19 protein-coding genes are annotated in these 22,697 nt (G+C 41.5%); 4 read left to right on the top strand and 15 right to left on the bottom strand.

Going from position 1 to position 22,697, the window contains the following annotated elements; translation table 11 throughout:
• Positions 1 to 5: 5 nt before the first annotated feature.
• From MKY54_RS15070 to MKY54_RS15045, 6 genes are all read right to left on the bottom strand, one after another.
• Positions 6 to 1,481, bottom strand: a complete 1,476-nt coding sequence (locus MKY54_RS15070) for a DUF4179 domain-containing protein (RefSeq protein WP_339191012.1) — start codon at positions 1,479 to 1,481, stop codon at positions 6 to 8.
• 17 nt (positions 1,482 to 1,498) lie between these two features.
• Positions 1,499 to 1,996, bottom strand: a complete 498-nt coding sequence (locus MKY54_RS15065) for an RNA polymerase sigma factor (RefSeq protein WP_076125874.1) — start codon at positions 1,994 to 1,996, stop codon at positions 1,499 to 1,501.
• A gap of 166 nt (positions 1,997 to 2,162) precedes the next feature.
• Positions 2,163 to 4,547, bottom strand: a complete 2,385-nt coding sequence (locus MKY54_RS15060; protein WP_339191009.1) for a polyprenyl synthetase family protein — start codon at positions 4,545 to 4,547, stop codon at positions 2,163 to 2,165.
• A 76-nt stretch (positions 4,548 to 4,623) separates the two neighbouring features.
• Positions 4,624 to 5,394: a flavodoxin family protein gene (locus MKY54_RS15055; RefSeq protein WP_076184551.1), complete on the bottom strand. Its 771-nt coding sequence runs from the start codon at positions 5,392 to 5,394 to the stop codon at positions 4,624 to 4,626.
• 165 nt (positions 5,395 to 5,559) lie between these two features.
• Positions 5,560 to 6,126 (bottom strand): adenylyl-sulfate kinase, encoded by a 567-nt coding sequence (gene cysC, locus MKY54_RS15050; RefSeq protein ID WP_076302047.1) that lies wholly within the window; start codon positions 6,124 to 6,126, stop codon positions 5,560 to 5,562.
• A 35-nt stretch (positions 6,127 to 6,161) separates the two neighbouring features.
• A complete protein-coding gene (locus tag MKY54_RS15045; RefSeq protein WP_076184549.1) occupies positions 6,162 to 7,241 on the bottom strand; it encodes a saccharopine dehydrogenase NADP-binding domain-containing protein in 1,080 nt (359 codons plus the stop codon).
• Positions 7,242 to 7,369: 128 nt separating this feature from the next.
• Here MKY54_RS15045 and MKY54_RS15040 point away from each other — a divergent pair, with 128 nt between their 5' ends.
• Positions 7,370 to 8,455 carry a helix-turn-helix transcriptional regulator gene (locus MKY54_RS15040; RefSeq protein WP_339191007.1) on the top strand — a complete coding sequence of 362 codons (1,086 nt, stop codon included), beginning with the start codon at positions 7,370 to 7,372 and terminating at the stop codon, positions 8,453 to 8,455.
• Between the two features lie 78 nt (positions 8,456 to 8,533).
• On the opposite strand, the gene MKY54_RS15035 is transcribed toward MKY54_RS15040, so the two are convergent.
• A complete protein-coding gene (locus tag MKY54_RS15035; protein WP_076184547.1) occupies positions 8,534 to 10,057 on the bottom strand; it encodes an MDR family MFS transporter in 1,524 nt (507 codons plus the stop codon).
• 276 nt (positions 10,058 to 10,333) lie between these two features.
• Between MKY54_RS15035 and MKY54_RS15030 the strand changes: the two genes are divergently transcribed.
• Positions 10,334 to 10,756: a MarR family transcriptional regulator gene (locus tag MKY54_RS15030; protein ID WP_256721010.1), complete on the top strand. Its 423-nt coding sequence runs from the start codon at positions 10,334 to 10,336 to the stop codon at positions 10,754 to 10,756.
• Positions 10,757 to 10,836: 80 nt separating this feature from the next.
• On the opposite strand, the gene MKY54_RS15025 is transcribed toward MKY54_RS15030, so the two are convergent.
• From MKY54_RS15025 to MKY54_RS15000, 6 genes are all read right to left on the bottom strand, one after another.
• Positions 10,837 to 11,178: a DUF1801 domain-containing protein gene (locus tag MKY54_RS15025; RefSeq protein WP_076125767.1), complete on the bottom strand. Its 342-nt coding sequence runs from the start codon at positions 11,176 to 11,178 to the stop codon at positions 10,837 to 10,839.
• Between the two features lie 292 nt (positions 11,179 to 11,470).
• Positions 11,471 to 15,001, bottom strand: coding sequence for a discoidin domain-containing protein (locus MKY54_RS15020; RefSeq protein ID WP_339191004.1), 3,531 nt, complete (start codon positions 14,999 to 15,001; stop codon positions 11,471 to 11,473).
• Between the two features lie 290 nt (positions 15,002 to 15,291).
• Entirely contained in the window at positions 15,292 to 15,651 is a 360-nt protein-coding gene (locus MKY54_RS15015) for a multidrug efflux SMR transporter (protein ID WP_076217536.1), read from the bottom strand.
• A 17-nt stretch (positions 15,652 to 15,668) separates the two neighbouring features.
• Positions 15,669 to 15,995: a multidrug efflux SMR transporter gene (locus tag MKY54_RS15010; protein WP_339174161.1), complete on the bottom strand. Its 327-nt coding sequence runs from the start codon at positions 15,993 to 15,995 to the stop codon at positions 15,669 to 15,671.
• Between the two features lie 13 nt (positions 15,996 to 16,008).
• Positions 16,009 to 16,542 carry a TetR/AcrR family transcriptional regulator gene (locus MKY54_RS15005; protein WP_076125775.1) on the bottom strand — a complete coding sequence of 178 codons (534 nt, stop codon included), beginning with the start codon at positions 16,540 to 16,542 and terminating at the stop codon, positions 16,009 to 16,011.
• A gap of 115 nt (positions 16,543 to 16,657) precedes the next feature.
• Positions 16,658 to 17,134 (bottom strand): GNAT family N-acetyltransferase, encoded by a 477-nt coding sequence (locus MKY54_RS15000; protein WP_339191001.1) that lies wholly within the window; start codon positions 17,132 to 17,134, stop codon positions 16,658 to 16,660.
• A gap of 129 nt (positions 17,135 to 17,263) precedes the next feature.
• Between MKY54_RS15000 and MKY54_RS14995 the strand changes: the two genes are divergently transcribed.
• Positions 17,264 to 18,925, top strand: a complete 1,662-nt coding sequence (locus tag MKY54_RS14995; protein ID WP_076302129.1) for a ribonuclease J — start codon at positions 17,264 to 17,266, stop codon at positions 18,923 to 18,925.
• Between the two features lie 72 nt (positions 18,926 to 18,997).
• Here MKY54_RS14995 and MKY54_RS14990 read toward each other — a convergent pair whose 3' ends face one another.
• Together MKY54_RS14990 and MKY54_RS14985 are read right to left on the bottom strand one after the other, a co-directional pair.
• Complete coding sequence (locus tag MKY54_RS14990; protein ID WP_339190998.1) at positions 18,998 to 20,113, bottom strand: phosphotransferase; 1,116 nt, start codon at positions 20,111 to 20,113, stop codon at positions 18,998 to 19,000.
• A gap of 110 nt (positions 20,114 to 20,223) precedes the next feature.
• Positions 20,224 to 21,780, bottom strand: coding sequence for an ABC-F family ATP-binding cassette domain-containing protein (locus MKY54_RS14985; protein ID WP_036677991.1), 1,557 nt, complete (start codon positions 21,778 to 21,780; stop codon positions 20,224 to 20,226).
• Positions 21,781 to 22,011: 231 nt separating this feature from the next.
• Here MKY54_RS14985 and MKY54_RS14980 point away from each other — a divergent pair, with 231 nt between their 5' ends.
• Positions 22,012 to 22,596 (top strand): AAA family ATPase, encoded by a 585-nt coding sequence (locus tag MKY54_RS14980; protein WP_339190995.1) that lies wholly within the window; start codon positions 22,012 to 22,014, stop codon positions 22,594 to 22,596.
• The last annotated feature ends 101 nt before the right edge of the window (positions 22,597 to 22,697 follow it).

Here is a 22,697-nt window from a genome sequence, read left to right as displayed (position 1 = left end):
ATCTATTACTTAGTAAATAACTCTACGGCTTGCGTATCCATAATCGGATTGATATATTTCTCTAGCATAATCGTTAGGGGTTGAGGATAATCTTTCGCTCCCTTTCCAAAAGTATAACGCATTTCATCCACGGCTGTACCATCCTTTGAAGTCATGTAACCACCGAAGTTTCCTGCCGAAGTTGTTTTGATTGCTCTTTTATGCACATTTCCTTCCGCATCAGTAAAAGTCTCAGCAAGTCTAGTGTAGTATTTTAAATATTCGGCATCAGTAATTGTATGCCGCAACAAGATCTCTCCTTCATCAGCATAATTCTCTTGCGTTGGAGCAACAAGCTCAAGGCCACTTCCCGGTGCTTCAATGATTTGCTGCTTATTGAGATCGACAACAATTTTCATTTTATTCTTTTCCACTGCCGAGATACCAAAGGTTTTTAATGAAACGGTGTCTGGCTGACGGTTTAGACTGCTCTGGCTGTTCCTGAACACCAGCGTAAACTTGGAGTTGTCCGAATAGACTTCAGAATTGTCTGAGTTGACGATGTCGGGGTAAAATAATTTTTCGGTAGCTCCACCATTTGTATTAATCAGAACTGGATTAATCAATTGGAAAATTTGTTTATCATTGTTCGGATCATACTCCAAATCTACATAGGTACTAAGCGGTGTATATTGCACTAGATTCACTTTAATCTTTTGCCCGTCAACTGTCAGCGTTTTATCCGTTTTTAGAATTCTTTCCTGTGCTTTGAGCATATCAGGATTAAGTTCGAAAGCAACATCCAGATTAGTCCGGTACTTATTACTACTGGATTGTAGCGCCTTATCTGAAGTTTCAGTGAGAATGACATTATAGTTTACTTCCTTTGGATATTTAACCGTTGGTGAAAGACTAGTAGTGTATATAAAATCCTTAGACTGGCCTGGTTGAATTCGGTTATCGCTGGCAAGCATACTTAGTGCAGCACCTTTATGTAGATTCGACTCCTGTATGCCTTCATATTGAAGCGCAAAATTCGCATGTATAACTTCTTTGTCTGTATTGTTCTGAACACTGTATAGAATATACACCTTCCTTCCATCTGTTACTGCACCAGTTACATCCACTCGGTACCCCTTGTTTTCCGCGCTCTGACCCACCGGCATCACGAGATTCTCTTCCAGAGCACTAGCAAGCGCTGGTTCTAACCTTGAAAATGAACGATAAGCTGCAAAATCATCTGTATTTTTAGGGCTGGCGGTTTGAACTGAAGGTTCAGCCACTTCCTTGGCCGGTAACCCGATTGAAGAGTATGTAAATAAAAGGGCTGCGGCTGCGATCACTCCCAAACCTGCGGTATAAACGCGGCGTTTCTCACGTTTTTTTCCTTCCATAATTCCCTTTCGCATCGCGTTATAAATTTTCATTTCCTGTAAAGTTTCAGTATTCTGATTCATTTCATCAACATTTTTCTGCAAAATACGATCTTCTTTATCTGTCACTCCGTTCACCTCCCATATCACTTCAGCACATTACGAAGCTGTTTAAGTCCCTCGCGTAACCAGGTTTTGATTGTACCTTCAGGTTTTTTTAGCACTTTTGCGATTTCGATTGTAGTCATGTCATTGTAATATTTAAGAAGTACCACATGCCGATATTTGGGCTTTAATCGGTTCAGAGCACGTTCCAGATCAATCCGGTCGTTACTTTTCATTTCCTGAGTTGCAACCTCTGCCAGCTTCTCCGTAGGAATCACTCGTTTTTTTCGTCGTAGTTCATCCATACAGCAATTGATCGTAATTCGAATCAACCAAGGTGTAAATGACTGTTCATCTTTAAGCTTCTTACGTTTCATCCAGGCTCGACATGAAGCCTCTTGTACAACTTCTAACGCGTCCGCTTCTGTCCGTAGATAACTATAAGCGACGGTGTACATTTTCCGATGCTCCACATACAGGCGTTTAAAGAAAACTTCCTCATCCATTCGGGCAAAATCAACCATTCTGACCTCGTCCATCGTCCTATCCACCACTCACCACACCCCCTCTTTTTTTGTCAGTGTCGGTATTAGGATAAAGTCATCGTTCTGATGTTCTTATAAGTAAGACGGAGTTGAACGTAAAAACGATTGATTTTTTTCATAAAAAAGTGCTGGCAAAGATGCCAACACTCCATTTTCATATTTATCGATCACGATTAACCATATAATTCAATAGATGTTTTAAAAAATTGATATTGCGGGGGATCTCTTTTAGCGCCTCCATGGCAAGACAATAGTGCTCCCACATCTCTTTTCTAGCGCCTTCTGAACCCAGAATGGATACAAACGTTGCATTGTTATTCTCAACATCCTGCCCTGTGGGCTTACCCAGTAATTGTAAATCCCCTTCCAAGTCGAGTAAATCATCTTTAATCTGAAAAGCAATCCCCGCATGATAAGCGAATTTCTTCAAAGCTTCAATTTCTGTCTCCTTAACCTGTGCGAGAATCGCTGGCATAACTAGTGAAGCTTCGAACGCAATGCCCGTCTTATAGAAACAAATCATATTTAATTGCTCTAGCGTCAATGCTTTCCCTTTAGAATTCAAATCCATCGCTTGCCCCATGCAGGTATCTTCCGCCTTTTGAGCTGAATATTGCATTAAAGCAATTACGGATTTAGCATCGAATGTAGAAAGGGATGCCTGTTCCTCAATCGACTTCTGAATTAGAAAGAGTCCTGTCAATTCCGCCGTTGCGCTATTATACACCTCATGTAGAGTTGAACGGCCTCTTCGAGTGGGGGCATTATCCTGAGAGGGCAGATCATCGAAAATTAAGGATGCAGTATGCATATATTCCAAAGACCTCAAAAGCGGCACAATTGCCGCGCTGTCTAATCCGTATTCGTTCACCCCCATAACCCAAGTCAGAATAGGTCGTATTCGCTTGCCATCACCCTCTAAACTATAATTGGCTGCATCAATTAACATTTCTTTCATAGCTGGTGTCCCAACAGGTTTATTAATCGGCAATTGATTGTTGATTTCACCACGAACCTTTTGAATCGTATTGTGAAAATCCACCTTTTCCTGCTTGTTGTTTTTTAAATTCGTAAGCATTTGATCTCTTAGTAGTTTGTCAAAAAAATCCACATCATCAGCTTTCAACACCATTTGCTGCACGAGTCGATTAAATTCGGGTTGACCCGAAGCAAAGATCTCCATAATCTCTTTATACTTTTCAGTACCCACACGTACTTTACAACGCTTCAAACCGTTAATTGCTCGATCTAGAATCACTTCACGGGTTTTGGCATCGGAGTGATATACGGAATGGATTAGATGAGAGATGACGGTCCAGTATAATTCAAAAGGGTTTATCAAATCTGAACGTTGATCACGGTATTTCAGAAAATAGGTATACGGCGTTACCGCTCCCTCTTTCATATCGTCAAACATATCTGCAAAATCATCAGCCAGTTGATTGTAAAGACCATAATAAAAAGTGCGTTGATCAAATCCATCATCTGTAGGTGCACTAATAACGGATCGGACAATTAAACGGGAAGAAGAGGATTTTAAGATAATGGGGATATAAAGCTCTTCATTGGTGTAATTAGCGTTGGAAAGTTCCTTAACACGGTCCAGCTCCTGAGATTGAAAAAACACAAAGGATTGCTCGAAAAATATGTTCTGCATTTCTGGACGTTGATAGCTTTTAATATATTCGAAAGCTTCACTAAGCTCCGAATGTACGTATCGAATGAATTCCATGTTCTCTCCGGACCATTCTCCAAGCTCAGGCACAGATCTAGTAAGGACAGCGTCGCGTATCATGAGGGAAAATTGCTCTTTTTCTTGAACCGTTAAGACACTGGAATCGAGAAGATCATCAATAAAAGGGTAAGTCAGCCCATAAGAATAACCAAGTCTAATGGCTTCACTAAGCTTCTTAGAACGTTCCAAAGGTGGGCTACTCTCCCCCATTTCCTCCATTACATGCAGAATGACCCCGATAATGATCTTAATTAACTTACGCTGCGCTTGTTCAGCATTCATTTCCTGCGGAATATGGGTTGATACGTTCTTTAGCTTGTCGATCACCCAGATGGTGGCGGTCTCGACGCCTTCTTTCTGCGCCCAGCGATATACTCCTGCCAAGCTCATAAATTCCGATTGATCTCTTATCGTTGTTGAATCGTCTGGGATCAATTGAGATCTAATGTCAGCAACCATTCGCTGAATCCTGTTTTGTGTATCAGTAGAATCCAAGGCTTTGCCCAGATCCCTCATATATAAATAGGACACGCTGCGATCTAAATAATCATCCAATTTACCGTTAAGATTCAGCCAGCCTATATACCTATGATAATCCTGCGAATCAGGTTTCCTTTTCCCTCTAGAGAAAAATGACAACCATGAGCGGCGATGAATATGCTGTTTTTTCCATAATTGAATGTCTTCAGTCAGAGTAGATACATAAGTTTTTTCTTTGAACTGCATGTGCAGTGAAACAAAATACTGAGCCGCCCTCTGCTCGGCTAGCGAATAGGCTGAATCGGCATGATCGGTTACATTCACATTCATAGGTGGATTACCTCAACTTCTCTTTTGGTTAATTGTCGGTCATGTTCATATCTTATACGGAGAAGTGTCTTTATGGTTACGAATTCTTCGCCATACGTTTCCCAATAAAGTCAAAGATCAGACCCGCTGTCCTTTTTATAGGCCCCAATGAAACAGGATAATAATAACCCGACTCAAACCAGCCTTGTTCTTTGTAATAACGATAATCCTTGGAATGATCATCAAGCATTGTTTTTATACTTGTACGTGACATTCGAAACAGCATTAATCTGAGAAAAGAAGGAACTGGAGTCTTGGGCGACATAAGGTCCTTATAGAATCTTTCGGAGGCTTTCTTTATTTCTCTCGTCATTTTTTTCTGCGCAACTTCTGTTCTTGGCTCCAAAGTAGTCAAGACACAGCCTTTTGTAACTTGAAATCCGAAATTCTCGCCCATATTACTAAGGTATTTCACAATTTTGCTGCCTCCAAAGATCCCCTGATTGACAATAGCCGTGAAGGTTTTCCCGAAGAATCGAGGTCTATGAAACACAAAAGCAAGCCGGTCCAAGAGGTTCTTCATCGGTGCCGATACATGAAATGCATAATTAGGTGTGGCGAAAATAATTCCGTCAGAATGGATCATTTTCTCCATCAATACATCGCGATCATCCTTTAGTGGACAATATTCCTCACCTTTATTGAAACATATCTTGCAGCCCCGGCAATATTCAAGCCGATAATCTTTTAAAAAGACATACTCAAATTCAATATCACCATATGCTTTTAAATTATTGCCAAATTCACAAACCGCTTCAAAGGTCGCATGCTTTTGTTGATTCCCAATAAATGCAGTAACTTTTTTCATTTGAACCCCTCCATATATGCATATTTTGAATAACACCTTCAATGTGAATGAATTATATTTTATTCATTCACATTGTAGCACCTTGATCCCTTTTATGCGATATAATTCCATTTGAGAATGCAAAAAAAAGAAGCCCGACTTGACCAGGCTTCTGTTAACTTCCCTCTATATCTTTTTAGCGTAATTATGTGTAACAAAATCAACTAGCAGATTCACACTGCTCTCCATATCGTAAATCTCTGTGTTAACTGTCAATTCGGCATGTTCAGGGGCTTCATAAATAGCATCAATACCTGTAAACTCACGAATTTCACCTTTTCTAGCTTTCTTATACAGCCCTTTAGGATCACGTTGTTCGCAGGTTTCTAATGAACATTGCACATAAATCTCTGCAAACTCGCCAGACTGAAAACGATATCTAATCGCTTCTCTAGCAGCTGAAGAAGGTGAAATCATCGGGACAAGCACTATAAAGCCTAGATCCAAAAACATAGATGCTACTTCGGCTGCGCGACGCATATTTTCTTTACGATCCTCTTCTGAAAAGCCTAAATCAATATTCAAACCTTTCCTTAGCTGGTCGCCGTCGATCACAGCACATCGGATGCCTTGCTTAAACAATTCTTTTTCAGCTTGTTGTGCTAGTGTACTTTTTCCTGAACCTGAAAATCCTGTGAACCAAAACACGCCCGCTTTATGACCGTTCAACAGCTCCCAATCTTTTCTATTCATTCTAAGACGCCCCTTTCTATATGATTAATATTATACTAGTTTACCGCAGTCTTGAGAGAAATGGCTGATCCTAATTCCTTCTGTATATACGCTATATCAGTCATCTGCTCAATATGGTAAACTCCACCTGGGGGTGGTGAATCATATAGATGTTTTGCTACTGCCGCTGTTACTTTTGCCGTAATGATAGATTGATTCTTTCCTTGTAATAAAAAATCCGCATGAAGTAATTTACCTTCTGAATTTCTTCCATGTGCCTCAACCTTAATAGCGAACCCATCATCCCCCAAATGCAGCCGCCCCATAACACGAACAATTGAATTCTTCAGCCAGCCTATTTGCAGTAAGCGAACGGCTCCAGTTCTTTTCGTTATTGCCAGTATTTTAGTAACTACAGCTGAATCAAGACAAAATCGTGTAGAGATAGACGATGATTTTAGTGTTCTGCTAAGTGTCTGTTGATCTGAGAATGGAAAACGGTAAGCATATCGCTTACCCATCTCATCACCAAAATGATACAACCTTCTGTCTGTAAAGCTCTCCACCTCAACCTGGCGATTATCCTGCTTCACTTCGAACTTAGCTGCTAAACTGTCAACTGTCCATTCTAGCGCCGCTTTGCCATGAGAATCACCTAATCCGAGCATAATCGCAATTTCTATCTCCTCAATCTGATCCATCTGCCGCTCTGCTTCAAGGGCCAGGAGATTAGTGATGCCGGGAGCAAGTCCTACACTTAAGACAGCACTTGACCCATTGTCTTCAGCTTCTCTCTTGTATTTCTCAATTTCATTCAAAAACAAACCGTTCGCAGATACATCCACATAATGAATACCGCTTCGAAACACCGCTCTTATAAAATCCGTATCCGTTTGATCTAAGCACATAATGATTAATTTCACTCGTTCTAACTTATCAGTAGGTAAAGGTTTATTAATATCCAACTGCATCGGCTTAATTTTCCCATTAGTTGCTTGACTGAATTGCTTTGCTTTTACAAGGCTTCGCCCTGCAGCATATACTTTTCCAGGATATTTTTTCTCTAAGATTTCACAAATGGTACGCCCTACATGGCCATATCCACCGACGACTACAATATCTTCTTTTCTCTGCATTTTATCACCGCATCCTATATAATAGAAATAATTAAGAACCATTCTCAATTATACGGATATGGTTTACATTCACTATCCCATAAATGTGGGATACTTGTTTTTATACTCCATGACTAGAGGGCTGACCTATGAAAACCATAAGACAACTTAATCATATTAAACAACAAATCATAAGGTTAGGTGCTGTTTCTGAATCTTCACATAGCTACCGTACTTCATTACTGTCGATTTTACGCGAGGCTGTACCCTTTGATGCTGCCTGTTGTACCCATGTTGATCCACAGACACTACTCTCGACAGGTGCGGTTACAGAAGATAACGTGGAATCCATTCATCATCACTTGTTCCAGATCGAATACGGTGAAGACGATATTAATCCCTATGAGCAAATGGTTCATAGTAAAGTGCACGTAGCTACTTTATATGAAGCAACCGAAGGGCAGCCAGATTTGAGTGCTCGCTATCAAAAAGTACTGTCTCCGGCAGGATTTGAGGATGAATTACGCGCTGTACTTGTTCATGGAGATGCGTGTTGGGGGTATCTGACACTTTACAGAAAGTCCGGTCAGCCTGTATTTTCACTGGAAGATTGTGAGTGGATAAGCTTAATGCTTCCTGAGATTGCCGCTAGAATGCGGGCTTTCAGTCTTGAGTTGCCTGAGAGAAATCAGACTTGGCTGGAAGAAGATTACGGTTCCGGAATTGCCGTCCTTTCTGATCAACTAATGCTCCTCTCCTCTAATCCTACAGCGGACCGTTGGTTAGAGAAACTTCGTTCATTAGAAAAAATTGATCACCATATCCTGCCACGACCAATTCGGGCGGTGAGCACACAAGCAATCAATAGTCCCTCTGAATCTTCGGGGATGGCAAAGTCCTGTATCCGGATGTCAGACGGACCTTATCTAGTGATCCGGGCTAGCCGGCTTCATGCATACGACGGTCAGACGCAAATTGCTATTTCATTCGAGCCTGCACGTCCAGCAGATATGCTTCCTATCATTGCAGAAGCGTATGATCTGACGAAACGGGAACAGCATTTACTTGAAGGAGTAATTCGCGGATTATCTACTAAAGAATTGGCTGCTGAGTTACATATTTCTGCTTACACGGTTCAGGATCATTTAAAATCCATTTTCGCTAAAGCAGGTGTCAGTAGCCGTAGAGAGCTTATCTGGCATTTACATTCTCGATATAGCATTTCAGAGAAATAGGATCGCCGAGCTTCTTATCAAAAAAGCCCAAGCCTTTATTAACAAAGGACTTGGGCTTTTATTTTATCTTTTATTTCCTTAATGCGATGCCGTAAATTCTTCCAGCTCAGAAGCAGGATCAAACTTCTCCCTGCTCATCACAAATGCTGCCATTAGAGCTATAACTGATGGAATAATCGCCCAAGCAAAGGTATGAACAAGAGAAGAAGATAATCCTTCGGTGATTTTATCAAGAACCTCAGAGGGGATTTTGGCCCGTGTGTCGGGAGTCAAAATTGTACTTGGATCACTTAGATTAACACCTTCTGGTGCCGCGCCTCCCTTACTGAACATGGAAGCTAGTTTATTCGAAAAAATGTGACTTTGAATAATACCAAATACCGTAATGCCAAGTGTCATTCCCAGCTCCCGTGTGAAGCTAAGTGTCGAACTTGCAGAACCCCGTTGTCTTGCTGTAAATCCATGAATCGCTGCATTGCTTAGAACAGAAAATGATGAACCTATGCCAAGACCCACCAGAAACATAAAAATAGTGACTATAAACCGGGAGGAGTCTGGTGTTAGTGTGGTAAGTAGAGCCATACCTGCTACAAGGAGTACTAACGTAGAAATCATGATCGTGCGATAATTAAATTTAGAGAGCAAGAATCCTCCGCCAGCAGCAGTGATAACAGAACCAATCATCATCGGAAGTAGAACAAGCCCCGAATTTGTGGCAGACCCGCCAAGAACCCCTTGAATATAAATTGGAATGTACACCGAGGCTGTAATAAATGCCGCTCCGCTAAATATCGCCATAACATTACTCGTAGAATAGAGACGATTCTTGAACATGCCAAAGGTAATGATTGGCTCTTCTGCACGACGTTCGATAACAATAAAACCAATTAAAAACACAACAAAAGCCATAAACAATCCCAGAATCATTGTCGAGTCCCAAGCATATTTCTTACCCCCGAGCTCAATCGCAAACATGAGACAAAGGATTGAAGCTACAAGTGTAAAAGCCCCAAGATAATCAATTTTCTCTTTGGAATGCTCAACAGATTCTTTGTAGAAGAAAGCGATCATAAAGAATGCAATAACACCAATGGGTAAATTGATATAAAAGACCCAAGACCAATGAATATAATCCGCTATATAAGCGCCAATAAGAGGACCAAAAATACTGGAAATACCATAGGCAGCACCGAATAACCCACCGATTTTCCCCCGTTTTTCTGGGGCCACTACATCGAACATAATCGTGAATGCAATAGGAACGAGTGCCCCTCCACCAATACCCTGAATTGCCCGATAAATACTAAGCTGGACAATAGAATTTGCCGTACCACATAAAGCTGAACCAATCATAAAAACAATAATACCGAAAATAAAAAATCGCTTACGTCCATACATATCCGATAATTTACCGAAAATCGGCATACCCGCCATCTCAGCTATCATATAAGCGGACGTAACCCACATCAATTTGTCAAAGCCGCCAAGGTCACCTACAATGGTTCCCATTGCGGTTGCAAGTATAGTATTATCCATTGATGCCATAAGTGTAGCCAACAATAGAGCTACTATAATAACCCCAACTTTATTTTTCTTTTCCATGCTCCTTTTTCTCCTCCACTTTTCCCAAATGTTTAGTTCTACTCTAATTGTTAAAGGATTGTGCACAGGCTTCATTCCAAACCATGTGATGTTATACCCTTTGCAAATTAGTGAATAATTCGATAAAATCAAGACAATTAATTAGATGTTCATCAAGCATCTTGTTCATTGATTATCTTGACTATCAAGATACAAACATTTTAAAAGGAGGGTCCTCTTTTGTCAAGAGATCGACACAATCAAGTTACAATTCAGCAGGAAGACTTAACTTTATGCATGCGGGGCCTAGGTAGCCGAACGGTTTTGTATCAGCAAAAAGTAGCAACTTCTCTAGGGTTATACAATAACGATTTTCTATCTATAGATATCCTTCATGAAAAAGGTCCTATCACCGCCGGCGAGCTATCCAAATTAACTGGACTTACTACAGGCAGCATTACCACATTAGTTGATCGACTTGAAAAAAACGGCTTTGTTCGCAGAGAACATGACCTCAATGACCGTCGTAAGGTGATCATTGTTCCTTTATATGAGAATAACGACGTTGGAAATGCCTACCTTCCTTTACACACTAAGATGGTTAAACTGGCGTCTTCCTTTACTGAGCAGGAGCTTGAGCTTATAACAACATTTTTAGGCAAAGCAAGTACCATCCTGGAAGAGCAGATTCACTATCTCAGCACTACAACGAGTAACTAAAACTGTATAATCGTCAAAAAGGACGATCTCCCATGAAGTCAAATGACTTTGAGATATCGTCCTTTTAATATAAGTATGGATCAAAGAGAAGCTGAAGCTTGAGCAACTAAAGAGACCAATTGTGCAGAATCAAATGTGTCTCCTTTTCGAAGCTTCAGGGTTTTCCTTTCAGGTGGTCCCTCAAATACTCCCTCTGGAAGCGTTAGCTCGGTTGTATTAAAGATTACAAAGCTGACTGCGTCTTTTGATGTCGAGATGGCCGCAGCGTATTTTCCATTTTTCAAAAAATGAGGTTTCTTATACTGAATACGTTCCTGCACATCCGGTATAGCCTGATGAACAACCTCACGTAGTGAGGTGGACAACTCCACCTGCCATGATTCTTTTAGCGCTTCAATAAAATCGATTACTTCCTGATTCATTTTTCATCTCTCCCTTTAAGTAATTAAATGGTTTGCCTGAATAAGCGCAGTAAGTTGTTTAACAAAATCAGGAGGTCCTTTGAGATCCGACGCATCTGCTATGACGAACATAAGATGATGAAATCAACACATCTGCAAAAGAATTTCAAAAATTTAATAGTTTAAATTCCCCTTATATTAATTTCTTGTTCATGTAGTCATTATCCTTCTGGCAATTTAGAGATATCCAGCTCGTTTCAAGCTAAAAAGGGAAAAGCTCCTAAGAGCTTCTCCCTCAACCTCGTACATAAAATTAGTGAATCGTTAGATTAAAACCGCTCTGAATATAATTCAGATTCGGATAAGCAATGTTGGAGGTTGTCAGGTTATTAAAGGTTGCAGCACCATTGCCTGTATAGGTGTAAATAGCTGCACCTTTATGTGGACCTGAGAACCGTGAAGTTGTTATTCCATCAAGTCCTGTACCGTTAATATTGATGTTGTTGAACACGATGTTCTCGAATCCACCACCATATCCAAATTGAATCGCATCACGCTGGGTATTAATGATGTCTATGTTATTAAATGTAACGTTCTTGATAGCATCATTTGATGCTTCAAGATCAATTGCGCCACGTTCACCCCCATAAAGATCTTTACTCGTGCCACTGTTAATAATGGTTGTGTCTGAGAAAACTACACCCGTATTATTCTGGAAATGATAACCTGGAAAAACGGTATTCATACGTATGCCGGAACCACCAACTGTATCAATGATATAGTTATGATCAGCCTTATGACCACTTCCTCCAAAGAAAGCAATCGCTGCCGCACGCCAGTTATTCTCAATGGTGTTATACGAGAAGGTATTATTCACACCAGCAGGTGCACCATTTGTGTTACTGGTCCATACTGCAAGACCATCGTCACCATTATTTCGCACACTGCTATTGCGTACAATTGAATTGCTAGTTCCTTGCGAGAAGTTGATGCCGTCTGCAAGATTGTTCCGAATCCGACTGTTTTCAACTACCAGCCCGGTAGCATAAATCGCAGGTGTATGAGCGTAGTCGCCTACCCACATTCCGCATTCAAAATGCTCTACCCAGACATCATGGATAATAGAGTTGGTTCCAAAGTTATCCATAAAACCTTTGTAAATTGCATTTTGTCCATAACGTGAGCGCAAATTAGAATTCATATATACATTACTGAAATCTAGCTTACCTGAAATACGGAGTGAAATACCACCGCCCGCAGCATTAGGATTGGTGAACTGAATATTGGTGTGCCAGAGACCAGCACCAGTAATAGTGAGGTTATTGATCATATTACTAGCAGTACCAATCTCCCACATACTGCTAAGATTAAAGGTTCCTGCTGGAATATAAATAGACTTTCCGCTTGCCACGGCTGCATTTACAGTAGCTTTAAAAGCTGCCAGATCATCTTGTCCGTCGTTTGCCACAGCACCGTAATCTGTTACAGATACGGAGTTAGCTGGGCGGGCAATTGCTGTTGGAACAGATTCAATTTCAAGGAAATCCACACCATATTCCAAGCTATCTCCATTGTTCTTCTGGATTCGAATCTTATCCCCAGGTTGGAGGGGTGTATCCATCTTCCAGTGAACTTCATCAAAACGGAATAGTGGACGTCCAGCACTAGGTGTATCGCCAGGCATATCACCTGAGAAATACTGCCAGCTGTAGTATGAGGTTAAGGAAACTGTTTTTACTTTCGCTCCATTCACATACACATCCAGTGAACCATTCAATCCCATCCCATCTGCAGAGTCAGGCATTGTAAATCTCATAGTTACACCTGCGCCGCCTTGACCCTGTCTGACCGTCCACTCTAAGTTCGAACCATTCGAAGGAAGAGCTATATAACGCTGGCCAGAAGCCTCAGAGGCGATTAATCCTTGATCAAAGGTTGGCGCCGATTTCAATGTCGCGCCACCCCCGAGTGTAGCATCCTCGGTATCATATCGACTATACGGCATGCTTGCACCACGCGCAGCATAGACAACGAGATTAGAAACACTTACATTATTCGCTTGCTTGGCAGCTATCTCATTAGCATCCACTTCAACAGTAGTGGTGACTGTGTAGTTACCATTAATCGCTGTCCAAGTCCCTGGAATCGCTACATTAACTATTGCCCCCGCTGCTAAGGCACCGTTATAAGATCCATTATAGGTTTGAATAGTGGAACCCGCAGAGTTTTTAAGAACAACGCTTATACCATGTGAACCACTTGCAGAGGCAATGGTTCCTTGATTCTTAAGATTTACATTAAACGCTACATTGTTATTAGCAACAGGATTACTTGGTGTCCATGTAACAGTTCCCACTAAGTCAGAGCTGGACACTGGAGCGATAATAAGTGACGCTGGGTTCGTGTAGCTGTTATTCGCTTCATTTTGTTCGATAACTAGGTTGTCTTCATCAACTTTGGCACTAACTGAATACGTTGCGGCAGGCTTAACTCCTGCGGTAAGTGTCATCGATGCTGTTGTCGATGCTCCAGTTGCTAGTACACCTACCGGAGCTGAGCCTACAAGCTCATTATTTAAATAGAAATTAACAGTAGTAGCTGGAGAGCTGGCATTGCCGATATTCTTTACGATTGCGTTCAGCGTAATCGCATTAGACTCAACCGGATTCGTTGGTGACCAGGACATGCCAGTAATCACCAAATCCGGATTCGGAGCTGGAGTACCGTATACTTCAAATTCGGCGATCTGTCCAGCTGGAGCACCCGAGTTGGCAGTAATATTAAGCTGTAGACGTTTGACAGTTGCGGTAACAGGAATGGTTACTGTATTTCCTGAAGCTGGATTAAACGAATACGATTGTGCTGACACCAGATTCCCAAATGTCGTTGTGTTCTGATTGTGACCGAGCACTTGAATCGTTTGGGTACGTGCTCCCCATGCAGCGGCTGGATTTAACTTTAGAACGATGGAGGAAACGTTGTAGTTTGACCCCAGGTCAAGTATCAATGAACTAGGATTACTGCCACCTTCCCAGTATGTGTTGGTGTTGTTGTCATTAGCATTTGCTGCCACAAATGATTGCGTATTAGAGGATGCGGTAATCGATTTGCCAACCGCGATATTACTGCCCGCAACAGGTGTGGCCGTTGGCGTTGGTGTCGCTGTTGGCGTTGGTGTGGCTGTTGGCGTTGGTGTGACTGTTGGCGTTGGTGTGACTGTTGGCGTTGGTGTGGCTGTTGGCGTTGGTGTGACTGTAGGCGTCGGTGTGGCTGTTGGCGTTGGTGTAACTGTTGGCGTTGGTGTGGCTGTTGGCGTCGGTGTTGGTGTACTAGCTCCATAAATTTCGAACTCAGATACTTGCGCTGCCGGCCAACCCGTATTACCTGTTACATTCAGGCGTACATAACGAGTGCTGGTTGCTGAAAAATCAATCTTAACGGTGTTCCCTCCTGCTGAAGGATTGAACACATAATCAGCTGAACCAACAATGTCAGTGAATGTAGATCCATTTGTGCTGCCTTGAACGGCGAGTGTTTGCGTACGCGTCTCCCAGCCCGTTGGCAGCTTCAATACGATTTGGTCAATACTTGTCTCTGTACCGAGATCTACTTGGATCCATTGCGGAAATGCATTATTGCTGCTTTCCCAATACGTCTCTTGATTGCTGTCTTTCACATTGTTTGGACTATACGTTTGTGATTGACCACTAGCCGTCACAGTTTTGCCCAGCGTCAAATTCGCGCCACCAGAGGCACTAACAAATGTGAACGGACCCGCTGCCAGGTATAAACTTGAAATCAACAGGGTTACTACAAGCGACCATACGACATACTTGTTGCGCATTATAATCCTCCTCTTAATGTAGATACTCACTAACGTGTCGCCTTATCGGAGTGCTCAAATGATAGCGTTTACAATCAAATTCATCTCAGAGCACATTAAATAACAACCGATCCTCCTTTCAATGTGAGACACTCTCATTATAGAGAAAGAGCGGATCAAGCTATAAGATGTAATTCTACGGAAAAGATATGTGATACCAATATCGCGAAACTACCCTAAATATGGAATCTATTAACATCACGTCCATCAAATAAAGGCCTGATTTCTCAGGCCCTAGTTTTTTATGAAGATTAACTTGTCGTTTTAAGTTCTTTTTCATTAGCTGAATCTGGAGAGTTTAATAAAACCACACCTCCAACTATTAATACTATGCCTGCAAGTGTAAGCATACTAAATGGATCCCCCCATATTACGATACCAACGATTGCGGTTAGAACTGTACCTACACCTGCCCAAATCGCATAAGCTAGGCTTAAAGGTAAAACTCTGAGACTTATGGACAAACTATAAAATGCGATAATAAAACCAATAATAACACCTATAGTAGGCAATATTTGTGTGAACCCTTCTGACATTTTCAGCATAGTTGTACCTATTACTTCGCTTATAATAGCTACCCCAAGTACCCAAAAACCCTTATTCTTGTTCATAACATTTCCTCCAAGCTCTAATGAGATCCACCAGAAAGTTTCATAATGACTACTCCACCAATGATAAGAATCAGGCCGAGTAGTTTTTTCAGATTGAAGTTTTCTTTATAAATGATGACTCCAATTAACGCAGTTAAAGCCGTACCTACCCCCGACCAAATAGCATAAGCCGTCCCTAGTGGAATCGTTGAAAGCGCTAAAGAAAGACAATAAAAGGCTGAACCCATGCCGAGTACGACTCCTATTGAAGGTAAAATCTTTTTAAACCCGTTAGAAACCTTAAGCATGGAGCTACCAAATACCTCGCAGATAATCGCTGTTGCCAGTAACATATATGAATTCAACAATAGCCCCTCCTTACTCCGTCATGTTTATTAATTCTTGAATTACTTTATCTCGTAAATCCTTATCTAAAGCTCCTAATCCGAACATTTCTGAATACCATAAACCGTCCGCTGCCAGCCTGACAATTGTGGAACGTACAGGATCTATTCCATCGTTCTCTATATTGTTTTGCCATACTGAGTATTGATCTTGAAATTTCTTAAGGATATCCGGATTCGTAAAAAGAGCAGCCGAAAGCGCGGTGCTAATCTCTTGCTCTTCCTTAAGATCGTCGTCAATCGCCTGAACAAACGCTCGTCCCCACTTCCCCGTTTCTCTAGATGCATTCGCTACTCTTTCTTGAACATTACTGAAAAAATCACTTGTTAACTCTTCCACCATACTTTTTATTAAAGCTTCCTTATTCGGAAAATGGTGCAGCAGTCCACCTTTACTGACCCCCGCTTCTTTGGCAACGGCTTCAAGCGTAAGCTTCTCCACCCCATTATTTTTAACTACTATAGAAGCTGCTAATAAAATACTACTTCGTTTTGAATTACTGTTCACGATAATCACCTCTGTTATTTACTATACCGTCTGGACGGTTTTATTGTCAAATAAAAAATCATTACCTTAGATCAAAAAAAGCCTGGTAATCCAGGCCTCCAACATTTTAAAGCAATTACATTAATTTTTTAATATACCAAGCATCACAAGCAAAATGCTCCGACCCATCAAGCGGTTCATCCAAAAGCTCAAATCCATTTTTCATATAGAAACGGTTAGCTGCGTGCATGTTTTGAAGTGTCTCCAAATAACATTGGTTGTAATGAAGCTTGGCAAAGTCCAGCGCTGTGTTTAAAAGTTCGTTGGCTATCCCGTTACCTCTAATCGACTGAGATAAATACATTTTTTGCAACTCACATATCTTGTCATCATTCCCGAAAGGAGCAATGCCACACCCCCCTAATACTTCCCCTCCCTCTTCGACAACCCAATAAGCCCGATTCTCACTATGATTATAATAATCTGATAAATGATGCAGGCTGTCATCCTCCCAGGCTAGACCCGAGCGATTCCCGCCAAACTCAATTAGGCAGTCCCTAATGACCTTTTCAATGGAGCTATTATCTTTCATTTGTAATAGTCGGATATTCATGAGTAACGTTCTCCTATCTTTCGATTAGCTTTCTTCAGTTATTATATTGTATCAAGCTTCAGAATGGATAATTATAATGGGATTCAAACATAATATAGAGAAATTTATTTAGGAGGGGCTTCAATGAAAATGGCAGCTAAGCAACTCTCGATTGCAGCATTAGGCGGGGTTCATGAAATTGGTAAAAATATGTATATCCTGCAATACGCAGATGATATTGTTGTCATTGATTGCGGCTCTAAATTCCCAGATGAAAGTCTCTTAGGGATTGACCTAATTATTCCTGATGTTTCGTATTTATTAAATAATATTGATAAGGTACAAGCGTTGGTGGTGACTCACGGACATGAGGATCATATCGGCGGGATTCCTTACCTGCTTAAACAGTTGAATATCCCAATATATGCTTCCCGTTTAACCTTAGGATTAATCGAAAATAAACTTAGGGAACATGGAATTTTACGACAAACGAAACTCCATTGTATTAATTCAGAATCTACGTTAACCCTGGGAGCCATTACTACAACATTTTTTAATACAAATCATAGTATTCCAGATTGCCTTGGCGTAGTATTCGATACACCTGAAGGTATCGTAGTTCATACGGGAGACTTCAAATTTGACATGACGCCTGTCAACAAGCAGTATCCAGATATACATAAAATGGCCGATATTGGGAAAAACGGTGTAAAGATCTTGCTGTCAGAAAGCACTAATGCTGAGCGTCCTGGCTTCACCCCTTCTGAAAAGCTTGTTGGCGCTCACATAGAAGAAGCCTTTTTAAAAGCAGACCGTAGAATTTTTATTTCTACCTTCGCCTCAAATGTACATCGTCTACAGCAGATCATTGATGCTTCTCACTTAACTGAACGTAAATTGACCTTACTCGGCAGAAGTATGGTAAATGTAGTCAGAGTGGCCCAAGAACTCGGTTATTTGAACATTCCGGACGATATGCTGATCGAACCTGCAGAAGCTGCTAAGCTCACTCCGGCACAGGTAACTGTTTTATGTACAGGCAGTCAAGGAGAGCCCATGGCCGCACTATCCCGCTTAGCGAACTCAAGCCATCGATTGATGGAGATCCAGGCTGGGGACACGGTGCTGCTCGCAGCCAATCCCATCCCGGGGAATGAACGGAATGTTTCAAGGATTGTCGATAATTTATATATGCTGGGCGCTAAAGTCATCTATGGTTCACGCAGTGAGCTTCACGTCTCAGGACATGGCAGCCAAGAGGAGCTTAAGCTAATGCTGACTCTAATGAAACCTGAATACTTTATTCCGATTCATGGTGAATACCGTATGCTGCATCATCACAGCTTGTTAGCGGAGGCGGTAGGCGTCAAACCGGAAAATATCTTTATTCTAAAAAATGGAGACATCGTCGAGTCATCGTCTGGTGTTGTCCGCCAATCCGGCCGAGTGACCGCTGGGCAAATTCTAGTGGATGGCCTTGGGATCGGAGATATTGGAAATGTTGTGCTTCGCGATCGTCGCCAGCTGTCAGCAGACGGCATACTGATTACAGTGATTACACTGAGCCAAACCGATGGACGTCTATTAAACGAGCCAGACACTATTTCCAGAGGATTCGTTTATGTCCGTAACTCCGATAATTTAATGGACGAGATCAACCAGCATGTAACATCGACCCTTAAAAAAATGAACGAAACGGATCTCGGCCAATGGAATATCATCAAGCAGACCATCAAAGAATCATTAAGTAAGTTCCTATACGAAAAAACGAAACGGCGGCCAATGATTCTTCCAATCATCATTGAGGTTTAATTAAAAGGAGTTCCCGTGGGGAGCTCCTTTTCTCTTTGTATCCAGTTGTAGAGGATAGATTTTAACTACATTTTAGATAAATTGCGCCCATGTATTCATCTTGATACATTCTGTCGCCATATTCCGTTGAATATTAATAATTTGCTCCAATTGGGAAACTCGATCTTGAAGCTTTAGGTTAGTTGGATCCGTTTTTAACTGTGCGGCCAATGAAAAGTATTGAGGCACTTCCCAGATACAACGTAAAGCAGTGCCTAAACAATAACCATATCTTGCAAGGGACTCGTCCCCCTGCCATCCTGAATCTTTTAATCCCTCGATATAGTTTTGGAATAAAGACTCTTTATATTCCTCGTAGCGATGATTAGGAAAAACTCCTAAGCTCATATTTACGCCAAACATTTTGCCAAGGTCTTCACCTATCCCCGATATACTCATAAATTGCCAGTCAATTAATATCAGCTGTTCGCCGTCCGTATCACTTTGAGTTAGCAGCATATTCATTTGACTGAGGTCTTGGTGTGCAAGCACTCGCGGCAAGCTATTCAAAGAACGCAACCTTCTGTCAATCTGGTCTGTGAAGTCTTGGAACCATGTCCAGATACTACGTTCATTATCATTGTGTAATTGATTTATATATTTTGCTGGATTAGGGGCGTAGATTTTACTCGAGGTAGTCCATGATTTAAGCCAGTTTCTGCAAATCCACTTCTCATCAGGAATTTTCTTTCCTGTCAGATAAGTTCCATTGAAACGACCTAACTGTTCAGCGATGTAATCAAACTGTTCCTTTGTGTAAGCATATTCCCCATCTATTCGTTCCATCCATAACCATACGGTACCATCTGCTTGTTCCTCAACAAGATAACACTTAGGTGCCTTGATTGAGCTAGGAAGCTCGTCGAGAATCTTGGATTCAAAGACTAGAGCTTCTCGTCGCCAGTAATTGTGATGCTGAAGATTATCTTTCTCCGCACTATCTGGCTTGATTATCTTTAATATGATTGACCATGGAAGCTGCTTATGATTAATAGATGCAAAACCGCTTAGACGAAAGATACCCGCTGTTGTAAAGTTAGGTGTTTTATAATTTAAATCTTCACATGTAAAATTGACTATCTTTGCTTCGGATTCTTCAAAAATCCGCTGAACACAGCTGTTAAGCTGATCCATTTTATTCTCTAGCACATAGACCCTCCCTGTCTCTGTTAAGATCCCATTCTATTCCGCTAAAAAAAGCCTATGAAGCGTAACAGATTCGTTATCACTCATAGGCTTGTTCATCAAAGACTTACTTATTAGAATACTTTCGTTGTCCAATCTTCGCAATTCCAGATATCGGTTACGATGTCCTGATAAAAATCGGGTTCGTGAGAAATCATAAGAATGCTTCCTTTGTATGCTTTTAGAGCGCGTTTCAGTTCATCTTTGGCATCGATATCCAAGTGGTTCGTCGGCTCATCTAATACGAGAATATTAGTTTCGCTATTAATGAGCTTACATAGACGCACTTTAGCTTTTTCCCCACCACTTAGTACAGCAATCTTACTCTCAATATGCTTCGTGGTTAATCCGCATTTAGCTAGAGCAGCACGTACTTCGAATTGTGACAGAGACGGGAATGTATCCCAGATTTCCTCAATACAAGTCTTGTAATTGCCTTCTTTCATCTCTTGCTCAAAATAGCCAATCTCCTGATGATATCCACGTTCTACTGAACCAGACAATGCAGAGATTTCACCTAAAATACTGCGCAGCAATGTTGTTTTACCAATTCCGTTTGCCCCAACCAACGCGATCTTCTGTCCACGCTCCATCAATAAATTAAGCGGTCTGGACAATGGAGAGTCGTAGCCGATAACCAATTCTTTTGCTTCGAAAATCATCTTGCCGGCAGTTTTACCTTCTTTAAAGTTAAACTGTGGTTTCGGTTTCTCCTTGGCAATCTCGATGATCTCCATCTTGTCGAGCTTCTTCTGTCTGGACATCGCCATGTTACGGGTAGCCACGCTGGCTTTGTTACGAGCTACGAAATCCTTCAGCTCTGCTATTTCTTGCTTTTGGCGATTATAAGCAGATTCAAGCTGTTGTTTTCTCATTTCGTAGACTTGTTGGAATTGCTCATAATCACCCACATAACGGGTCAGCTTTTGATTTTCCATATGGTAGATCAGGTTGATAACACTATTCAAGAATGGCATATCATGTGAGATCAGAATAAAAGCATTATCATACTCTTGAAGGTAACGTCTCAGCCATTCAATATGCTGCTCATCCAAATAGTTCGTAGGCTCATCGAGGAGCAAAATATCTGGTTTTTCAAGCAATAGCTTAGCAAGCAAGATTTTGGTGCGTTGACCACCACTAAGATCGGCTACATCGCGATCCAATCCAATGTCAGTAATCCCTAGTCCACGCGCGGTTTCTTGTACTTTCGCATCGATCATGTAAAAGTCTTGATTTGTAAGTGTATCTTGGATGGTACCTACTTCTTCAAGCAGCTTTTCCAGCTCTTCAGGTGAAACGTCACCCATTCTGCCATACATATCGTTCATCTCTTGCTCAAGATCGAACAGGTACTGGAAAGCACTTCTGAGTACATCTTGAATCGTCATTCCTTTGGTTAACACTGCATGCTGATCGAGGTAGCCAACACGCACCCGCTTGGACCATTCGACTTTACCTTCATCAGGTTGCAGTTTGCCTGTAACAATATTCATAAAAGTGGATTTTCCTTCGCCGTTAGCGCCGAATAATCCGATATGCTCGCCTTTTAGGAGACGGAATGAAACATCCTTAAAGATCGCACGATCTCCAAAGCCATGACTTAATCCTTCAACATTTAATATGCTCATTTATGGACACCTTTTTCTTATTTTTCTCGCTATATTATAAGCAGGATTAGCTAAAAACTCAATGGAGAAGCAAAAAATTATCATTTTATGGACTAATCCGCGAGCAATTTTAGTTTTGTGAACCGTCATTTGCCGAGAATGGGATTACGCTGGCGATTGCTCGTCATCTTTTATATGATAGTATGCATAGATACACATTGGAGTTGACTTGAGAACTAAGGAGAATTAGAAATGAATAAACTTGTATTTTTTCTTGGTCCAGCTGGAGCAGGCAAAACAACGTTAGCTAAAGCGATTGCTTCGCGGCGCAAAATACCTTTTTTCGATATGGATATTCTACTACGGCCTGCTGCTGACGCGATAATGACTTTACACGGACTGGATCCGGCAGATAGAGACTCAGCTGAGTACAAAAGGTTATGCCGCGATTTAGGTTATCGAATCACTATGGATGCTGCGCTGGATAATATAGGCTTGGACGTCGATGCTTTTGCAGTTGGTCCCTTTACCAAAGAGGCGGCCAATCCTGACTGGATCAGCCATGAATTAGCTCGGATCGGGCGTTCCCTTCATGATGTTGAGGTCAAGGTTGTCTTGGTAGGGTTAGCCAACGAGGAATTGTACCGGGAACGAATTCAAGACAGACAATCACCACTAGATGAATGGAAGTTCCAGCATTGGAATGAATTCCGCACTTCTCTTGGCAACCGTACGGTAGAATGGCCGCTCCCGGCTGAAAATATTGTGTTGATCGACAATTCTAACCCGGATATTACTGCTACTGCTGCGGCAGTAGAACGATTTATTTACGGCTAAACTTTCGGACCCAGATGGCCTTATTTACACATTTAGCACCTTTTGTACAGAGGTTCGGACCCCAGTGCAGCTATTCGTTAGAAAAGTGTGCTTGGGGCGTG

The organism is Paenibacillus sp. FSL P2-0121 (genome assembly GCF_037975345.1).
GTDB classification, from domain to species: Bacteria; Bacillota; Bacilli; order Paenibacillales; family Paenibacillaceae; genus Paenibacillus_AQ; species Paenibacillus_AQ odorifer.
The sequence above is the reverse complement of the archived record's forward strand: the minus strand, read 5'-3'. Positions and strand labels throughout refer to the sequence as shown.